This window comes from Micromonospora sp. NPDC093244 (assembly GCF_040683695.1).
In the GTDB taxonomy this organism is placed as follows: domain Bacteria; phylum Actinomycetota; class Actinomycetes; order Mycobacteriales; family Micromonosporaceae; genus Micromonospora.
On sequence record NZ_JBFBEO010000001.1, the window covers coordinates 180958 to 196462 of the forward strand.

Below are 15505 nucleotides of genomic sequence, written 5' to 3' on the forward strand. Positions count from 1 at the left end.
CGGAGAGAGAGCGTTACTGATGTTCCGGATGCCGAAGCTGAGCCGTCCGGTGTTCCTGGGTTCGGCCCTGGCGCTGATCGTCCTGCTCGGGGTTGGCGCCTTCGTGGCACGACAGGCGGCCAACGCCGCCGAGCCGCTTGAGGGCAACCGGGTCACCGCGTCGGACGTGCGGATCCTCGTACGCGCGGCGTCCTCCTGCCCGGCGCTCACCCCGGCCCGGCTGGCCGGGCAGATCATGGTCGCCTCGAACTTCCGCGACGAGCCGGTGGACGACATGCGGGCCGGGGGTGCGACAGGAGTCGCCGCGCTGACCCCCGAGCAGTGGCGGAAGTACGCGCCGTGGCCCGGTGCCGAACCGTCCGACCGCGAGGCCGCCATCACCGCCCTCGCGCACGCCATGTGCCAGTTGGTCGGCCAGGCCCGGGCCCTGAAGATCGACCAGGACCCGTGGCGGGTCGCGCTGGCCGCGCACCGGCTCGGCATGGACCAGGTGGTCGCGGCAGGTGACATCCCCGCCGGCGCTCGTGACTATGTGGACACCGTCGACAGGTACGCCAGCTGGTATGCCCTGCAGCCCGCCTTCGGCGGCGGCCCGGCGTCACCGGCCCCGACGGCCGGAACGACGGCCGCCGGTGGCTCGGTGGTCCCGGTGCCCGAGGCGTACGTGAAGGCTGTCGCCGCCGCCGGAAGGGTCTGCCCCGAGATGCCGCCCGCGCTGATCGCGGCGCAGATCTCGGCGACGTCCGGCTTCGACCCGAACAAGCTGGGCCCCGCCGGTGAACAGGGCATCGCGCAGTTCCTCCCGGGGGTCTGGACGACCACCGTGAGGTCGGCCGCGAAACGGACCCCGTGGGATCCGTCGGTGGCGATCCCCGCGCTCGGCCAGACGATGTGCAGGCTCGTCGAGCAGTCCGGCGGCCAGTACCCGGCGGCCCTGGCCGCCTTCACCGGCGGCCGCGAGCGAGCCACCGCGTTCGCCGAGGTCGTGACCAAGGCGCAGGCGGAGTACGCAAAGGACACGCGCCTGCAGTCGCCGAGGACTCCCGCCAGTTCCACGCCGTCGCCGTCGGCCACCACGAAGCCGAAGAGTCCGACGGGCACGAAGGCCCCCGCGCGGGACAACCAACCTCCGGTCAAGGCGGCCGACGGCGTCGGGGCGGGAGGCAGCTTCGGGCCGTACTTCATCGTCAACCTCCGCCGCAAGACCTGCGTTGACCTGCCCAACTTCGGGGCGGGCACGCGCGACGGCCCGGTGGGCCAGTTCACGTGCGCGAAGACCGGCGACGACAACCAGGAGTGGACGTTCGAGCTGCGGGGCACCGACCGGGACGGTTACCAGCTCTACTGGGTCCGTAACAAGGACGACGGCTTCTGCCTCGACCCGCCGGGCATCGGGAAGGTCGAGTCGAACACCCCGGTCCACGAGACCGCCTGCTACGACAACGACAACCAGTACTTCCGGCTGGAGCCGAAGGTCACCTCCGGCGGTTGGCAGTACTACTGGCTGCGCAACACGGCCTCCAAGCTGTGCCTCGACGTCCCCAGCGAGGGCAACGCCGACCCCACGGCCCCGCTGACGCTCTTCGCCTGCAGCTCGAACAACGACCACGAGTGGGCGCTCGTCGAGAAGTCCGAGTGGTGAGGTGTCCACGATGATGCTCCGTCGAGCCGTGTTGACGGCCCTGCTGTCGACCGCGCTGACCGGCCTGACCACTGTCGGAGCCGCTGCGGCCCCGCCGCCGGGCACCGCCGCGAACCAGTCCTACTACACGGTTGCCGCCTCCCACCAGGGTGCGCCGGAGAACCTCTGGGAGATCTCTGCCCGCTTCCTGGGCGACCCGGGCCGGGCCGGCGAGATCCTCGCCCTCAACGCGGGCCGTGTCCAGCCGGACGGCCGCCGGGTCGTGGACCCGAGCCGCCTGAGCGCCGGCTGGCACCTGATCCTGCCGTGGGACGCGGTGGGTGCCGAGTTGCAGTACGGCGTACCCCCGGCGGGCGGCAGTGCCGCCCCGGCCTGCGGCCGTGAGGCAGCCGTCCCGGCCGCGGCCGGGTGGGGGCAGGCGTTGCTGACGCCGAGTCGGGCGTGGCCCGAGGCGGACGGCTCGGGAGTCACTGTCGCGGTGATCGCCTCCGGTGTGGACGGTACTGCCCCCGAGCTGGCCAACCGGGTATCAACAGGCGCTGACATCGCCACCGGCACCGGTCGCGGTGACACCGGCTGCGCGGGCATCGGCACCGCCCTGGCGGGAATCGTCGCCGGCGACGACGGCGCCGAGGGCAAGACCTTCGGGGTGGCGCCGAAGGCGCGGATCGTGCCTGTCAAAGCGGGGGTCTCGGCACGTACCGTGGCCACCGCCATCGACGTCGCCGCCGCGTCCGGCGCCCAGGTGGTCCTGATCGGTGCCGGCGTCGACGCCGCCGACCCGGCGATCCGCGCCGCGGTCAGCGAGGCGATCGGGCGGGACGTGGTGGTGGTGGTGCCGGCGGCGAGCCCGCCGGCCGGGACCACAGCAATGGACGGCCTGCTCCGGGTCGGCGGCGTCGGAGCCGACGGGCAACCGGTCGAGGCCTATCCCGGCGACTCGGTGGACCTGCTGGCCCCCGGCATCGACGTGGCGACCATCGGTCGCTCCGGCAGCGGAGCCGAGTACGCCGCGGCGTTCGTGGCCGGCACCGTCGCCCTCGTTCGCTCGGCCCACCCCAAGCTGCACGCCCCCGACGTGGCCAGGCAGGTGCGGGACACGACCGCCGAGGGCCTGGTCAGCCCGGTCGCCGCGGTCACGACGCCGCTCCCCGACGGCGTGGGGGTGCAGGCCGCGACCACCACACCCACCAGCGGTATGGAGACGCTGAGCCGGGTGTTGTCCCTGGTCGGGGCCGCCCTCGCCGTCCTGTTGATCCTGGCGTACCTGCTGCCGCGTCCGGTCCGCGCGCTGGCCGGAGCCGTGGCGCGGGGCAGGGCACGCCGGCAGACCCTGGCGGCCCGCGCCCGGATGACCGTCGACGGCGACGACCCGTTCTGGGAGCCTCCGTCCGCCGGTCAGGCCAGCCATGACGGGGTGAACGGGCGGTAGCTCCGGCCGGGTGCCGGGGCCTGCCGGTCTCGGCACCCGGCCGGAGACGCACGGGACCGGCAGGTACTCAGCCCTTGTTGTTCCCGTGGCCCGGCGCTGCCTGCTCCGCCAGCCAGCGCCAGTCGTTCCAGGTGGCGAGCCGGTCCCGGTACAACGTCTCAGCGAGACGGTACGGGTACGGCCCGAGGAACAGGCGCAGCGGCGGCTCCTCGGCGTCGACAAGTTGCAGGATGACTCCGGCGGTCAATGCGGGATCGTCGGGTGTGCGGGCGGTCGCCCCGGCCCGGCGTGCCTGCCGTACGGGCTCGTAGGCCGCGATCGGCTCGGTGTGCACCGCCGAGTCACCGGACCAGTCGGTGCCGTACGGTCCCGGCTCAACGATCGTCACCTTCGGGCCGAGTGGGGCGAGCTCGGCGGACAGCGCCTCGCTGAGCCCCTCCAGTGCCCACTTCGACGCGTTGTACAGCCCGAGGGTGGGGAAGGCGCCGACCCCTCCGATGCTGGAAACCTGGAGGATGTGACCGGCGCCCTGCGCGCGCAGCACCGGCAGGACGGCCTGGGTCACCCAGAGGGCGCCGAAGAAGTTCGTCTCCAACTGCGCGCGGGCCTGCTCCTCGGTTGTCTCCTCGACCATGCCGAACAGTCCGAAGCCCGCGTTGTTGACGACGACGTCCAGGCGGCCGAGCGTCTCCGCCGCCCGGGTCACCGCGTCGAACACGGCCGGGCGGTCGGTCACGTCGAGAGTCAGCGGCAGAACGTGGTCTCCGTACGCCTCGGTCAGATCCTGTAGCGCTCTCCCGTCGCGTGCGGTCGCGGCGACCTTGTCTCCGCGGGCGAGCGCGGCCTCGGCCCAGACGCGGCCGAAGCCGCGGGATGCGCCGGTGATGAACCATGTCTTCATGACTCGACCATGCGTCGGCGGACGCAGGGCTACCAGCACCCTGACGGGGTTAGGCTGGCCGGAATGAAGGGCGAGAACGCGCTCGGCGACTTCCTCAAGGCACGCCGCGGGCGGGTCCGGCCGGACGAGTCCGGGGTGCCCTCGTTCGGGCGTCGACGCGTACCGGGACTGCGCCGTGACGAACTGGCCCGCCTGGCGGGTGTGAGCCAGCACTATCTGACCCGCCTGGAGCAGGGCAAGGACCGCAACCCCTCACCGCAGGTGCTCAACGCCCTGGCGAACGCGTTACGGCTGGATCGTGACGAGAGGGCGCATCTCGCCGCGCTCGCCGCTGCCCCGCCGCCCGGGGTCGAGCACCCGGCGGTCTCCGACACCGTGCGGCAGCTCATCGACTCGTGGAGTCAGACACCCGCGTACGTCCGCGACCGCCGCTTCGACGTGCTGGCGGCCAACAAGCTCGCCATGGCGCTGTCCCCGCTCTACACGCCCGGTCGGAACCTGATCCGCGGTATCTTCCTCGATCCCGAGGCACGGACGCTGTTTCCCGACTGGAAGGAGATCGCCGCGCAGAGCGCCGCCGCACTCCGCGCCGAAGCCGACCCGCGTGATCCCGCGACTGCCGAACTCATCACCTCGCTGTCGACCGACAGCCTCTTCCGCGAGGTCTGGGCGGGGTACGACGTACGGCCGACGCGGGACGAGGTCAAGCGCTTCAACCACGAAATCGTCGGGCCGCTCACGCTGCGACGGGAAACGCTCGCCATCGCCGGCGCCGAGGGACAGGTGATCATCGCGTACCAGGCGGCACCGGAAACCCCCGCCGCGCAGGCCCTGGCCAGACTCCTCTGAGGGGTGGCAGCGGCACAGCCTAGCCCTCGCGACCAATCGGGACGGCCCGCTGACCGGTCGGACCCGCCAGCCGGCGATCCCGGATTCCGTCGTGCCACGGGGACGAGGCGACCACGGCCGTCAGGCAGATCACGACGGCGGTGATGAGCGTCGGGCGGGCGCCGAGGTGGACGGCCGCCGAGCCGAGTGGAATCGCTACGACAAGCGGCCCGAACATCGCGGTGTTGGCCGTCGCGGCGACCCGCCCCAGCAGTGGTGTCGGCGTGTGCGTCTGCACGGCGGTCACTGCCGCGACCAGGGTCCAGGGCAGGCCGACGCCGGCGAGGACCGCCCCGCCGACAGTGACCTGCCACCACGGCAGGCAGCGCGCCAGGCAACCGAGGGCGAACAGCGCCGTACCGGCCACGCCGACGCCGACCGGCCCGCAGCGCCTGATGAGCCGCCCGACTACCAGGCCACCGGCGATGGAACCCGCGCCCTGCGCACTGGCCAGCACCCCGAGGAACGTCGTCGGCAGGCGCAGCTCCGAGACGACTATCGCGTAGATCGCCGCGGTCGAGAAGCCGGACATGGCGATCGACACGGCGGCGAGCGCCACAGGTACCCGGGTCGCCCGCTGCCGGGCCAGGACGGAGATCCCGGCCCGGAGGCCCCGGTCCGAGCGGTTCGGCCGGTCGGGCGGCGTCCGGCGCAGGCGGACCGCCGCGTACAGGAGGGCAACCAGGATCGGCGTCGCGGCGCTGAGCACGACGACTGCGTGACCGCCGCGCCACGCGTAGAGACCCGCGCCGGCAAGCGGAGCGACCAGCTTCATGCCCTCCTGCGCGCTGGACCGCCAGCCGTTGACGTCGCCGAGTTCCGACGGTGACAGCGCGGACGGCAGCAGCGCGGTCTCGCCGGCGTCGATGAGAACGTAGCTGACGCCGTAGGCGCACGACACGGCGAAGATCAGCCAGGTCTGCCCCGGTCCGCGAACCGCGAAGAGTGCCGGCAGGATGGCCGCCAGCGCGAGGTTGACGCCTATGACAAGTGGTCGCCTGGGCACCCGGTCCACCACGGCCCCCAGCCACGGACCGGCGAATACCGGGGCGTACACGCAGAGGCCGGCGAGCGCGGCCAGGCTCGTCGAACCGGTCAGGTCCAGGATCCAGATGCCGGCGACAAGCGACATGGCGCTGCTCCCGAAGCCGGACAGGAGTGAGATCGCCACGAACAACCACGCGTTACGGCGCACGAGCCCTCCAGGTTGAGTCGGGATGACTCACACCCTGGTTCTTGAGTCGGGCGGCGGCAATACCGCTACGGTCCTGTCAACGAGTGGTTGACAGCACGGCGGAGAGCTTCGCCTCCACGGCCTGCACCGGCGGCGGCAGCCACTCGTGCGCCCCGGACAGGTCGGCGACGAGGTGCAGCGCCAACGCGTACAGCGAACCCGGGGCGGCATCCAGGGAGGCGTCCACCGTCCGGCGGACGAGTGCGGCCCGACGGAACCGGCCGTCCCACCGACGGTCCGTGGCGATCCACCGATCGAGGTCGGCCACGGCCGTGCGCAGCGCCACGATCTGCGACGGGAGGCCGAGGTCGAGGCGCTGCCGTCGCGACCTGCGCGCGGCCACCAGGCGTTGGCGGCGCTGCTCGGCGGCCTGCCGGCTGCCCAGCCCCAACGCCGTGGCGACCTGCGCCCACGTGGCGCCCCCGTGCCGGGCCCGGTCGATGAGGTCCAACTCCCGCTCGTCAAGGCCCACGCGGGTGGCCTGAACGTCGGCCAGCTGGGCCAGCTCCGCCATCACGTGTCAACGTTACATTGACACCGGCTCGCGGAATATGCCTCGGCGGGGATTCCGCAGTACTGGGTGGTGGACCGGGATGGCGCGCAGACGGTGACCCTGCACCGACTGGGCGGGAACGGCAGTTACGAGGAGCGGGCGCGCATGCCGTTGGCGTGGCTGCTCCAGACGGCGCCCACCGACCATCTCGACAAGCGTGAGCGCCGTGCGGTCCGCGCCGCCGGTGGGCGGGCGGTCACTGGTCGACGAGCGCCGACACGGCGGCGCGCTGCGGCCACGTCTCGTCGGTCATGCATTCGGCGAGGCAGGCCAGGCTGAACGCCAACGGCCAGGAAGCGGTGTGCCGCTTCTCGGCGGGTAGCAGCGCCAACGGCGTGTCCGCGTCCCATTCGCCGGTGGGCGGCATGTGGACGGCCAGCACTTCGCCCACGTACGGCCGCTCGGTCCATCGGACGCTGCGCCGCAACACCTGCTCGGCAGTGACCTTGAGCAGTGTGACGGTGCAGAACTCGGGAGTGCCGCCGCGGCTCATCCACCGCCCGAAACCAAGGACGACGCTCTCGGCGATCTCGTTCGGTTCGAGGTGGCACTCTTCGCGCAGCTCCCGCAGCGCACCGCCGACGATGACCTCCTGAAGGCTCGGCGCCGTGGACGTCCCCGTCGCGTCCTGCGGTTCCAGCGAGCCCGAGCCGGACGGGGCGAGAAGCCCGGGGCTGCCCACGTTGTCGCGGGTCTGCGCCACCAGTAGCAGGCGACCGTCGATGGTGAACGCGAGTGTGGACACCCCCACGACGTTCGCCAGCCGGCTGTCGGCGAACCGGCGCAGACGGCCACGATGGTCGAGGATCAGGTCCCGGCCGCGCAGCGCCAACGTGTCCCGTCCGGCCTCGTACACGTCGTAGGGCGCGAGGAGATTGCTGCAGAAGAAGTCGAAGTACTGCGCCCGTCGCAGCCTGACCACGGGGTCGTCGGAACCACTCGGCAGGTCGTCGGCGAGGCCCAGGACCGACGCGTTGTGCATGGCGGCGGTGCGGGCGTGCCGGGCCAGGAAGTCGAACGACCAGCGCCGCAGGTCACGGCCGAGCACGTAGCTCGTGGGGGCGACCGCGCAGCGGATTCGCTGCCCCCGCAGACGGGAGTTCACCGCCGGGTGCAGGACCCCGGTGCTGTGGGCATTCGCCAGCACCCGCGTGGGGCCGGGGAGCTGCTCGGCGATGTCCCGGTAGTCGTCGCCGTCGCGGGGATGGAAGCGGAACTGTCGGGCCCGCCGGCGATTCGCGAGGATCTCCAGCGACGACACCACAGCGCCGGCTGTGGCTGCCGCGACGCTGAGCGCCAGTGGTGGGCTCTGCACGGCGGTGGCCACGCTGAGAGCGGCCAGGCCGACGCCGGCGGTGGTCAGGCGATACCGCCACAGGCCCTGCCGCCAGATGCTCATCGTCGTGGTGACTCTTCTCGCCGTCCTGAGCACTCGGCACCTTTTCCGGTCGCGCCTGACGGAGACGACCGCATGGTATCCGCAGCGGAAAGCGCCACAATCCTGCCGAGTTGCCGTCCAAGTCTACGAATGTGTCCGCTGGCGGGCCGTCGCGCCGCGCCAGAGCCCCGCCCTTAATCGGCAAGTCGGCACCACTGTCGCAAACAGGACAAGACGGTAAAGCCCCTGGTAGAGCACTGTTGAGGCCAGGGGGAAGAGGCGGACGGGTGTCGGGCCACATCCCATTCCTCGGGCACGGCGCGGACAGCATCGTCCACCCGGCCCAGCCCATCCCCGCCGCTGCGGGCGCCCGCAGCGATGCCATCCGCCCGCCCGGACAAGGACGTCATCACTCCGGCAGTCAGGCTCCACCGCCTACGCGGTCATGCCCTCGCATCCGCGCCTGCCGGCCTTTCGCCACCGTGGACTCCGCGTGGGCTCGGCGTCGCTCATCCGTACGCCCGACCCACGGCCGACCCAAGCAGAGAGGGTCCGACATGGCCAATCCCACAGTCACCGCAGCCCTGAACGCATCCGTGTACGCACCGGGGGACCAGATGCTGCTGACCGTCACCTACTCCGACGCCGACACCAAACCGTTGACCGTCACCATCGTGGTGACCGACGCGCAGGGCAACAGCAGCGCGCCGATCAAGGTCGCCGCCGTCATCGACCCGCTGACCGTGACAGTCACCGACGACTCGGGGCGTACCTGGACCCGGGTCTCCGACAGCGGCTCGGTGGCCGAGTACCGGGCGGTGGCGTGATGCCGCGCGTCACAGTCCAGGTCCGTGACTCCGCCGGACACACAGCGAACGCCGCCGCCGACTACGCCCTGAGCCAGCCGGTGCTCGGCGGCTACTACCTCTCCGGGGGCGCCGACCCGACCGCCGACATGGCAGGCGGTAACTTCCGTTCGCTCACCCAGTACCGCAGTTTCGCCGACGGGTACGTCTTCCCCGGATACAACCGGCCCTGGCTGATCGACCTCGGAAAGGCCGGGGTGCAGATGAACATGGTGCTGGAGTTGAAGCACTACGGTGCCCCGAACGCCGGGCCGCAGAGCTTCCGGGTGGACGTCACCGACTACACGGTGCCGGCGCCGTCGATGACCATCCAGCAGCGTCCCGGCACCACCTGGCCCAAGGCGTACGGGTACGGCCAGGTGCTCAAAGGCCAGTGTGACGGGTTGCTGCACCGGGCCCTGGCGCAGTACCGGTTCCTCGGCTTCGGGGTGAACATCCAGCTCGCCTCGGAGTTGGACACCGATCACGAGTTCGGCACCACCGAGGACGGCAAGGCGTACACCTGGGCCGAGTCGGACGCACGGGCAGTGCAGGCGATGAACTACATCCTCACCTGGTTCAAGGCACGGACGCTGCCGCCCAGAACCACCTTCTCGGTCGGGGTCGCCGGCTTCGACAGGGCCTGCTTCCAGCGCACCCACCCGGAGTCGCTGATGTCGCGGTTGGACTTCCTGCAGTGGAACGCCTACGCCACGGCGGCCGGGCAGACCGCGTTGTCCCGGTTCCGTCGCACCAAGGACTGGGCGGTGGCGGACCTCGGGCCGGTGGCGCTGTCCCGACCAGCGATCATCGCCGAGTGGGGGGTGCGGTCCGCCGAGATCCCCGACCAGCCGGCCTGGATCGCCACGGTCCCGGCGGCCATCGCCCAGCTCAACGCCGAGCGTGGGCCGCGGATCGTCCGGACCAACTACTTCAACTCCGGGTGGGGCACCCTCTCCCCGAAGGCGGCCGGGTTGGCCGCGCTGCGCACCGCGTACGCCACCCGGCCGTACGTCTGAGTGGTCCCGGCGGCTCCGGTTCGCCTGGGGCCGCCCGGTCAGGCCTCGCCGAGCCGTTCGGCGTACGTGTCGCGCAGCTCGGGCCAGCCGAAGTCCTTGGCTTCGGCGCCACGGATCGGGCCGACCGGGTCGCCGTCGAGCAGCCGGTCGGCCACGTCGAGGCAGAGGTGCCAACCCGCGGCGACCATCGGCAGCATGCCCCGGTCGGTGACCGTGTGCCGCAGGGTGAGCCGGGTGCCGGTGCCCAGCGCGCTCAGCTCCCAGCGCAGCAGGTCGTCGCCCCAGGTGTACTCCAGCAGATGTGGCGGCTCGGCCCGGCGTACCGTCGCCGGGTCCTGCTGGGTCGTCTCGCCGTCGACGAGTGTGAGCACGGCGGCGCCGGGGCTGCCGAGGTCACGGTCGGCGAGGAACGGCGCCCACTGCGCGAGCTGCGCCGGGTCGGTGAGCGCCTGCCACACGGTGGTCGGCGGGTGCCGGAGGTCGCGGACGAAGACAAGTGTGGCGCCGTCGGCGCGCGCGTCGGCGGGTGGGCTCGGGCGGAACGCGTCGCGGTCCATGTCACTGCTCCTGACTGTCGAGGTGCCGTTCGAGGGCGTCCAGGTGCCGGGTCCAGAGCCGGCGGTACGGGTCGAGCCAGCCGTCGACGGCCCGCAGCGGGCCCACGTCGAGGCGGTAGATCCGTTGCCTGGCTGCCGTGCGGCAGGTGACGAAGCCTGCCTCGCGGAGCACCCGTAGGTGCTTGGAGACGGCCGGCTGGCTGACTCCGAGCCCGTCGACCAGCTCGCCGACGCTGCGCTCGGCGTCGCGGAGCTGGTCGAGGATCCGGCGCCGGGTGGGCTCGGCGAGGACTGTGAAGGCGTCGGTGGACACGCACCCAATATGCCTCGTGATTCATATGACCGTCAAGGTATATGAAGCGTTGCCTCCCGTCCGGGAGCGGCACTGCCGGTCGGCTACCTATGCTCGGGATCATGGAACTGCGGATCTTCACCGAACCCCAGCAGGGCGCGAGCTACGACCAGTTGCTCGCCGTGGCCCGCTGCGCGGAGGACGCCGGCTACGGGGCGTTCTTCCGATCCGACCACTACCTGAAGATGGGCGACGTCAGCGGCGACCCCGGCCCGACCGACGCCTGGACCACCCTGGCCGGGCTGGCCCGGGACACCAGCCGGATCCGGCTCGGCACGCTGATGACGGCTGCCACCTTCCGGCTGCCCGGCCCGCTGGCGATCACCGTGGCGCAGGTCGACCAAATGAGCGGCGGCCGGGTGGAGCTGGGCATCGGCACCGGCTGGTACGCCGAGGAGCACACCGCGTACGGCATCCCGTTCCCGGCGCTGGGGGAGCGGTTCGACCGCCTGGAGGAGCAACTCGCCGTCATCACCGGGCTCTGGGACACGCCGGCGGGGGAGCGGTTCCGGTACGACGGCCGGTACTACCCGATCGTCGACTCACCAGCCCTGCCCAAGCCGGTCCAGCAGCCCCGCCCGCCGATCCTGCTGGGCGGGATGGGGCCGAAGCGCACCCCCCGGCTGGCCGCCCGCTACGCCGACGAGTTCAACCTGCCGTTCGCGTCCGTGCCGGACACGGTTGCCCAGTTCGACAGGGTCCGGGCGGCGTGCGCCGAGATCGGGCGTGACCCGGCCCAGATGATCTGGTCCAACGCGCTTGTGCTCTGCTGCGGGCGGGACGACGCCGAGGTGGCCCGCCGGGCCGCCGCCATCGGCCGCGAGCCGGACGAGCTACGCGCCAACGGCGTCGCCGGTACGCCCGCCGAGGTCATCGACACCATCGGCCGGTACGCGGAGGCCGGCAGCCAGCGCATCTACTTCCAGGTGCTGGACCTCTCCGACCTGGCGCACCTCGAACTGGTGGCCAGCGAGGTGATGGCGAAGCTCTGAGCCGAGCCGTCGGTCAGTAGCCCCGGTGGGCGCCGACCGCCCCCGGGTCGCGCAGCACGGTGTCCAGCCGGCCGTCGTGGTCACTGTCCACGTAGGTGATGTCCGGAACACCGTCGCCGTCCACGTCGATCTGGACGATGTCGGCGACACCGTCGCCGTCGAGGTCGGTGACCACCTCCACCGACCCGTCCAGGTGACGGGTCACGATGGACTGCGACCCGGGAGCGCGCGGCGGCGGCCCGGGCGACGGCACAGGCGTCGGGGCCGGCGCGGGCGCAGGTGTGGGTCGCGGCCCGGGCGTGGGCGCCGGATGACCCGGCATGCCGTCGACCGGCGGGGCGCTGGCCTGCTCGACCTCGCTGCCGGTCGGGTCCAGCTCCTCCTCGGAGGGGAAGACGTCGCCCCGTGGGGCCGGATCACGGTAGCTGCTCATGGGCGTAGGGTTCCCCGACGATGGCGAGAACAACCGTGCCCGATCGTCCGGTGTCCGTGGCGCCCGGTCTGTCGGAGGATGCTGGGACCGACGCCACGGTCATGAACGGGGGTCCGAGCGTGGAACTGCGCCGGAGTCGGGGCGCCCGCGTGCTCGCCCTGGTCTGCGTACTCGGTGGGGTGGTCCTGCTGGCCCTGCCTAGCGACGGGGCACTGCTCCGGACGATCGTCGCGATCGGTGCCATCGCACTCGGCGGCGTCGTGCTGGTCAGCGCGCTGCGGCCGTTCCGGTTCGGAATCGGCGCGGACGGGCTCACCATCCGACGGCCGGGCCTGCGACTGTCGCTGCCGTGGGCCGAGGTCGACGCGCTTGTCCTCGACGAGCCGCCCCGGCGTGACGGCCGGCCGGAGCCGCCGCGCCTGCTGCTGGTGCCCGCGCCGGGCGTGACGGTCGGACAGGCGACCGCCCGGCACCCGCTCGACGGCCGGCCCGCCATCGAACTGCTCGTCCTCGACCAGGTCCGCGAACAGCCCGAACAGATCTCCGCCGCGCTCACCCGCCACGCCGGCGACCGTTTCGTGGACCTGCAGGCGTTGCGCCGCGCCGCGTTCGCCGACCCGGAGCTCCCCACCGGCCTTCGGGGCTACCGGATGGACCAGGTGGACCGGTTGATCCGGCGCGGCCAGGACGCCCTGGTGTCCGCCGACGCGTCGGCCTGCCGGGCGGCCCGCACCGAGATCGAACGCGTCCGCGCCGCCGGCCTGCCGATCGCCCAGCGGGGGTACGGCACCTATCCGACCGACGCCGCCCTGGACGCCCTCGCCGCCGCGCTGGCCGACCACCAGTCCACCGACCGGGAGACCGCCACATGACCGTGCAGGGACAGGACGCCACGGCGGCCGACGTGCCGCGCCGCAACTGGGCCGGAAACGTGCGCTACAGCGCCCGGGCGTTCCACAGGCCCACGTCCACCGACGACCTGCGCCGGCTCGTCGCCTTCAGCGACCGGATCCGGGCGGTCGGCACCGGGCACTCCTTCAACCGCCTCGGCGACACCGACGGCGACCTGGTCACCCTCGCCGGTCTGCCGCCGGAGATCGACGTGGACCCGGAGCGCCGACGGGTCACCGTCGCCGCCGCGCTGCGCTACGGCGACGTCGCCCGACACCTGAACACCCAGGGGTACGCGCTGGCGAACCTCGCCTCGCTGCCGCACATCTCGGTGGCCGGCGCGGTGGCCACCGCCACCCACGGCTCCGGGCGGGCAAACGGCAACCTGGCCACCTCCGTCGCCGCCCTGGAACTGGTCACCGCCGACGGCGACCTGCTGCACGTGGACCGCGACACCGACGGGGACACGTTCAACGGCATGGTGGTCGGGCTCGGCGCGCTCGGCCTGGTCACCCGGGTCACCCTGGACCTGGTGCCGGCCTTCGAACTGCGCCAGTACGTACGCCTCGACCTGGCCCGGGAGGCGCTGGACGAGGCGCTCAGCTCGGCGTACAGCGTGAGCGTCTTCACCGACTGGCGTACGCCAGGGCTGCGGGAGGTGTGGCGCAAGCAGGCGGTGGACCAGACGCCACCGGAGGCGGACTGGCTCGGCACCACCGCCGCCGCCGAGCCCCGACACCCGGTGCTCGGGATGCCCGCGGAGAACTGCACACCGCAGCTCGGTGCGCCCGGCCCCTGGCACGAGCGGCTGCCGCACTTCAAGCTCGGCTTCACACCCAGCAGCGGCGACGAACTCCAGTCCGAGTACCACCTGCCCCGCTCGGCGGCCACCGAGGCGATGGCCGCGCTGGACGAGGTGGCGCACCTGATCGCCCCGGTGCTCCAGGTGTGCGAGTTGCGGACGGTCGCGGCGGACGAGTTGTGGCTCAGCCCGAACCACAGGCGGGACAGCTTCGTCGTGCACTTCACCTGGATCGACGACGCCACCCGGGTGCTCCCGGTCCTGGCCGCCGTGGAGGAGCGGTTGGCGCCGTTCGCGCCCCGCCCGCACTGGGGCAAGGTCTTCGTCACCGACCCGGCGGAGCTGGCCGCCCGCTACCCGAGGTACGACGACTTCACCGCCCTGCTGACGCGGATGGACCCGACCGGAACGTTCCGGACCGACCTGCTGGACCGCTACGTACCCCGCTGACCGGCCGGGGTGCGCAGGGTGCCCCGCTGGACGGCGCGGCTGATGTCGCTGGGGGAGACGATGCCGGCCAGGCGGCCGTCGTCGTCCACCACCAGGGCGCGGCCGTCGGCGCACTCACTGAGCCGGGGCAGCAGGTCGTTGAGCTGTTCACCGGGCTGGGCGAGGACCAGTTGGTCGGCCCGGCAGGCCACCTCGGCCAGCGTGGTCGACGCCCGGCGGTCGGCAGGTACGCCCCGCACCCGGTCCAGGGTGACCAGACCGGTCGGCCGGCCCTCCTCGGTCAACGGCAACGCCGAATGCCGGTACGCGAACAGGTAGTGGTCGACGAAGTCGGCGACGGTCATGTCCGCCGAGGCGGTCTGCGGCTGCGGGGTCATCACCTCGCCGACCCGGATCCCGCGCAGCGCGCTGCCGGTGCGGGCCTGCCGCTCCTCCATGCCGGCCGCCCCGATCAGGAACCAGCCGATCAGCGCCAGCCACAGGCCACCGAACCCGACCCCGGACAGGAACTGCCACAGCCCCAGACCGATCAGCAGCACGCCAAGCACCCAGCCGGCCCGGGCCGCGACGACTGACGCCCTGGTCCGGTCGCCGGTGGCCTTCCACACGGCGGCGCGCAGCAGCCGACCGCCGTCCAGCGGCGCGGCCGGCAGCACGTTGAAGACCGCGAGCAGCACGTTGATGCCGGCCAGCCACGCCACCGCCCCGAAGAGCAGCCCACCCTGCCCGGCCAGCGCCAGCAGCAACGCGATGGCACCGAAGAACGCCCCGAGCAGCAGGCTGACCAGCGGTCCCACCCCGGAGATCCGCAGCTCCGCGCCCGGGTCGCGCGGCTCGCCCCGCAGCTCGGCCACCCCACCGAACAACCAGAGCGTGATGCCGTCCACCTCCAGCCCGTTGCGCTTCGCCACCACCGCGTGCGACACCTCGTGGGCCAGCAGGCCGACGAAGAAGACCACCGCCGCGGCCAGGCCCGCGAGGGCGTACGCCACAGGCGAGCGATCGGGGTACGAGCGGGGGAACTGGTTGGCGGCAAGGCCCCACGCGATCAGCGCGAAGATGACAAGCACGCTCCAGTTGACGCCGACCGGCACCCCCGCGACCCGACCGATCCGGAAACTCGCCCTCATCCCGGC

General features: G+C 72.4%; 16 protein-coding genes and 1 pseudogene. 9 read left to right on the plus strand and 8 right to left on the minus strand.

The window, feature by feature from the left end; all coding sequences use genetic code 11:
* The first annotated feature begins 19 nt into the window (after nt 1–19).
* Nucleotides 20–1642, plus strand: coding sequence for an RICIN domain-containing protein (locus AB0N27_RS00880; RefSeq protein WP_364362365.1), 1623 nt, complete (start codon nt 20–22; stop codon nt 1640–1642).
* A 10-nt stretch (nt 1643–1652) separates the two neighbouring features.
* A complete protein-coding gene (locus tag AB0N27_RS00885; protein WP_364362366.1) occupies nt 1653–3074 on the plus strand; it encodes a S8 family serine peptidase in 1422 nt (473 codons plus the stop codon).
* A gap of 67 nt (nt 3075–3141) precedes the next feature.
* Here AB0N27_RS00885 and AB0N27_RS00890 read toward each other — a convergent pair whose 3' ends face one another.
* Nucleotides 3142–3975, minus strand: a complete 834-nt coding sequence (locus AB0N27_RS00890; protein ID WP_364362367.1) for an SDR family NAD(P)-dependent oxidoreductase — start codon at nt 3973–3975, stop codon at nt 3142–3144.
* A 63-nt stretch (nt 3976–4038) separates the two neighbouring features.
* Here AB0N27_RS00890 and AB0N27_RS00895 point away from each other — a divergent pair, with 63 nt between their 5' ends.
* Nucleotides 4039–4824, plus strand: a complete 786-nt coding sequence (locus tag AB0N27_RS00895; protein WP_364362368.1) for a helix-turn-helix transcriptional regulator — start codon at nt 4039–4041, stop codon at nt 4822–4824.
* A 19-nt stretch (nt 4825–4843) separates the two neighbouring features.
* Here AB0N27_RS00895 and AB0N27_RS00900 read toward each other — a convergent pair whose 3' ends face one another.
* Together AB0N27_RS00900 and AB0N27_RS00905 are read right to left on the minus strand one after the other, a co-directional pair.
* On the minus strand, nt 4844–6058 hold the full coding sequence (locus AB0N27_RS00900; protein WP_364362369.1) for an MFS transporter: 1215 nt from the start codon (nt 6056–6058) through the stop codon (nt 4844–4846).
* Between the two features lie 76 nt (nt 6059–6134).
* Complete coding sequence (locus AB0N27_RS00905) at nt 6135–6614, minus strand: hypothetical protein (RefSeq protein ID WP_364362370.1); 480 nt, start codon at nt 6612–6614, stop codon at nt 6135–6137.
* 36 nt (nt 6615–6650) lie between these two features.
* Here AB0N27_RS00905 and AB0N27_RS00910 point away from each other — a divergent pair.
* Nucleotides 6651–6929, plus strand: a pseudogene (locus AB0N27_RS00910) (Uma2 family endonuclease); the annotation flags it as partial.
* On the opposite strand, the gene AB0N27_RS00915 reads toward AB0N27_RS00910, so the two are convergent.
* Nucleotides 6847–8049, minus strand: a complete 1203-nt coding sequence (locus tag AB0N27_RS00915; protein ID WP_364362371.1) for a hypothetical protein — start codon at nt 8047–8049, stop codon at nt 6847–6849. The pseudogene AB0N27_RS00910 and the gene AB0N27_RS00915 sit on opposite strands and share 83 nt — an antisense overlap.
* Nucleotides 8050–8585: 536 nt before the next feature.
* Here AB0N27_RS00915 and AB0N27_RS00920 point away from each other — a divergent pair.
* Both AB0N27_RS00920 and AB0N27_RS00925 read left to right on the plus strand, forming a co-directional pair.
* Nucleotides 8586–8855, plus strand: coding sequence for a hypothetical protein (locus AB0N27_RS00920; protein WP_364362372.1), 270 nt, complete (start codon nt 8586–8588; stop codon nt 8853–8855).
* Entirely contained in the window at nt 8855–9892 is a 1038-nt protein-coding gene (locus tag AB0N27_RS00925) for a hypothetical protein (protein WP_364362373.1), read from the plus strand. The genes AB0N27_RS00920 and AB0N27_RS00925 overlap by 1 nt, the downstream gene beginning before the upstream one ends.
* Before the next feature lie 38 nt (nt 9893–9930).
* Here AB0N27_RS00925 and AB0N27_RS00930 read toward each other — a convergent pair whose 3' ends face one another.
* Entirely contained in the window at nt 9931–10449 is a 519-nt protein-coding gene (locus tag AB0N27_RS00930; RefSeq protein WP_364362374.1) for an SRPBCC family protein, read from the minus strand.
* 1 nt (nt 10450) lies between these two features.
* Nucleotides 10451–10762 (minus strand): metalloregulator ArsR/SmtB family transcription factor, encoded by a 312-nt coding sequence (locus tag AB0N27_RS00935; RefSeq protein WP_364362375.1) that lies wholly within the window; start codon nt 10760–10762, stop codon nt 10451–10453.
* 101 nt (nt 10763–10863) lie between these two features.
* Here AB0N27_RS00935 and AB0N27_RS00940 point away from each other — a divergent pair, with 101 nt between their 5' ends.
* On the plus strand, nt 10864–11793 hold the full coding sequence (locus AB0N27_RS00940; protein WP_364362376.1) for an LLM class F420-dependent oxidoreductase: 930 nt from the start codon (nt 10864–10866) through the stop codon (nt 11791–11793).
* Between the two features lie 13 nt (nt 11794–11806).
* On the opposite strand, the gene AB0N27_RS00945 is transcribed toward AB0N27_RS00940, so the two are convergent.
* A complete protein-coding gene (locus AB0N27_RS00945) occupies nt 11807–12226 on the minus strand; it encodes a hypothetical protein (protein ID WP_364362377.1) in 420 nt (139 codons plus the stop codon).
* A gap of 119 nt (nt 12227–12345) precedes the next feature.
* Here AB0N27_RS00945 and AB0N27_RS00950 point away from each other — a divergent pair, with 119 nt between their 5' ends.
* Nucleotides 12346–13098, plus strand: a complete 753-nt coding sequence (locus AB0N27_RS00950; protein ID WP_364362378.1) for a hypothetical protein — start codon at nt 12346–12348, stop codon at nt 13096–13098.
* Nucleotides 13095–14369, plus strand: a complete 1275-nt coding sequence (locus tag AB0N27_RS00955) for an FAD-binding protein (protein WP_364362379.1) — start codon at nt 13095–13097, stop codon at nt 14367–14369. The genes AB0N27_RS00950 and AB0N27_RS00955 overlap by 4 nt, the downstream gene beginning before the upstream one ends.
* Here the strand turns inward: AB0N27_RS00955 and AB0N27_RS00960 are convergent.
* Nucleotides 14354–15499: a site-2 protease family protein gene (locus AB0N27_RS00960; protein ID WP_364362380.1), complete on the minus strand. Its 1146-nt coding sequence runs from the start codon at nt 15497–15499 to the stop codon at nt 14354–14356. The genes AB0N27_RS00955 and AB0N27_RS00960 overlap by 16 nt on opposite strands.
* Between the last annotated feature and the right edge of the window lie 6 nt (nt 15500–15505).

Bases quoted from the DNA above. Each gene is read 5' to 3' on its own strand.
- AB0N27_RS00880 (WP_364362365.1), top strand. From the start codon at position 20: ATGTTCCGGATGCCGAAGCTGAGCCGTCCGGTGTTCCTGGGTTCGGCC.
- AB0N27_RS00915 (WP_364362371.1), bottom strand. From the start codon at position 8,049: ATGAGCATCTGGCGGCAGGGCCTGTGGCGGTATCGCCTGACCACCGCC.
- AB0N27_RS00925 (WP_364362373.1), top strand. From the start codon at position 8,855: ATGCCGCGCGTCACAGTCCAGGTCCGTGACTCCGCCGGACACACAGCG.
- AB0N27_RS00955 (WP_364362379.1), top strand. From the start codon at position 13,095: ATGACCGTGCAGGGACAGGACGCCACGGCGGCCGACGTGCCGCGCCGC.
- AB0N27_RS00920 (WP_364362372.1), top strand. From the start codon at position 8,586: ATGGCCAATCCCACAGTCACCGCAGCCCTGAACGCATCCGTGTACGCA.
- AB0N27_RS00930 (WP_364362374.1), bottom strand. From the start codon at position 10,449: ATGGACCGCGACGCGTTCCGCCCGAGCCCACCCGCCGACGCGCGCGCC.
- AB0N27_RS00945 (WP_364362377.1), bottom strand. From the start codon at position 12,226: ATGAGCAGCTACCGTGATCCGGCCCCACGGGGCGACGTCTTCCCCTCC.
- AB0N27_RS00895 (WP_364362368.1), top strand. From the start codon at position 4,039: ATGAAGGGCGAGAACGCGCTCGGCGACTTCCTCAAGGCACGCCGCGGG.
- AB0N27_RS00885 (WP_364362366.1), top strand. From the start codon at position 1,653: ATGATGCTCCGTCGAGCCGTGTTGACGGCCCTGCTGTCGACCGCGCTG.
- AB0N27_RS00940 (WP_364362376.1), top strand. From the start codon at position 10,864: ATGGAACTGCGGATCTTCACCGAACCCCAGCAGGGCGCGAGCTACGAC.
- AB0N27_RS00890 (WP_364362367.1), bottom strand. From the start codon at position 3,975: ATGAAGACATGGTTCATCACCGGCGCATCCCGCGGCTTCGGCCGCGTC.
- AB0N27_RS00960 (WP_364362380.1), bottom strand. From the start codon at position 15,499: ATGAGGGCGAGTTTCCGGATCGGTCGGGTCGCGGGGGTGCCGGTCGGC.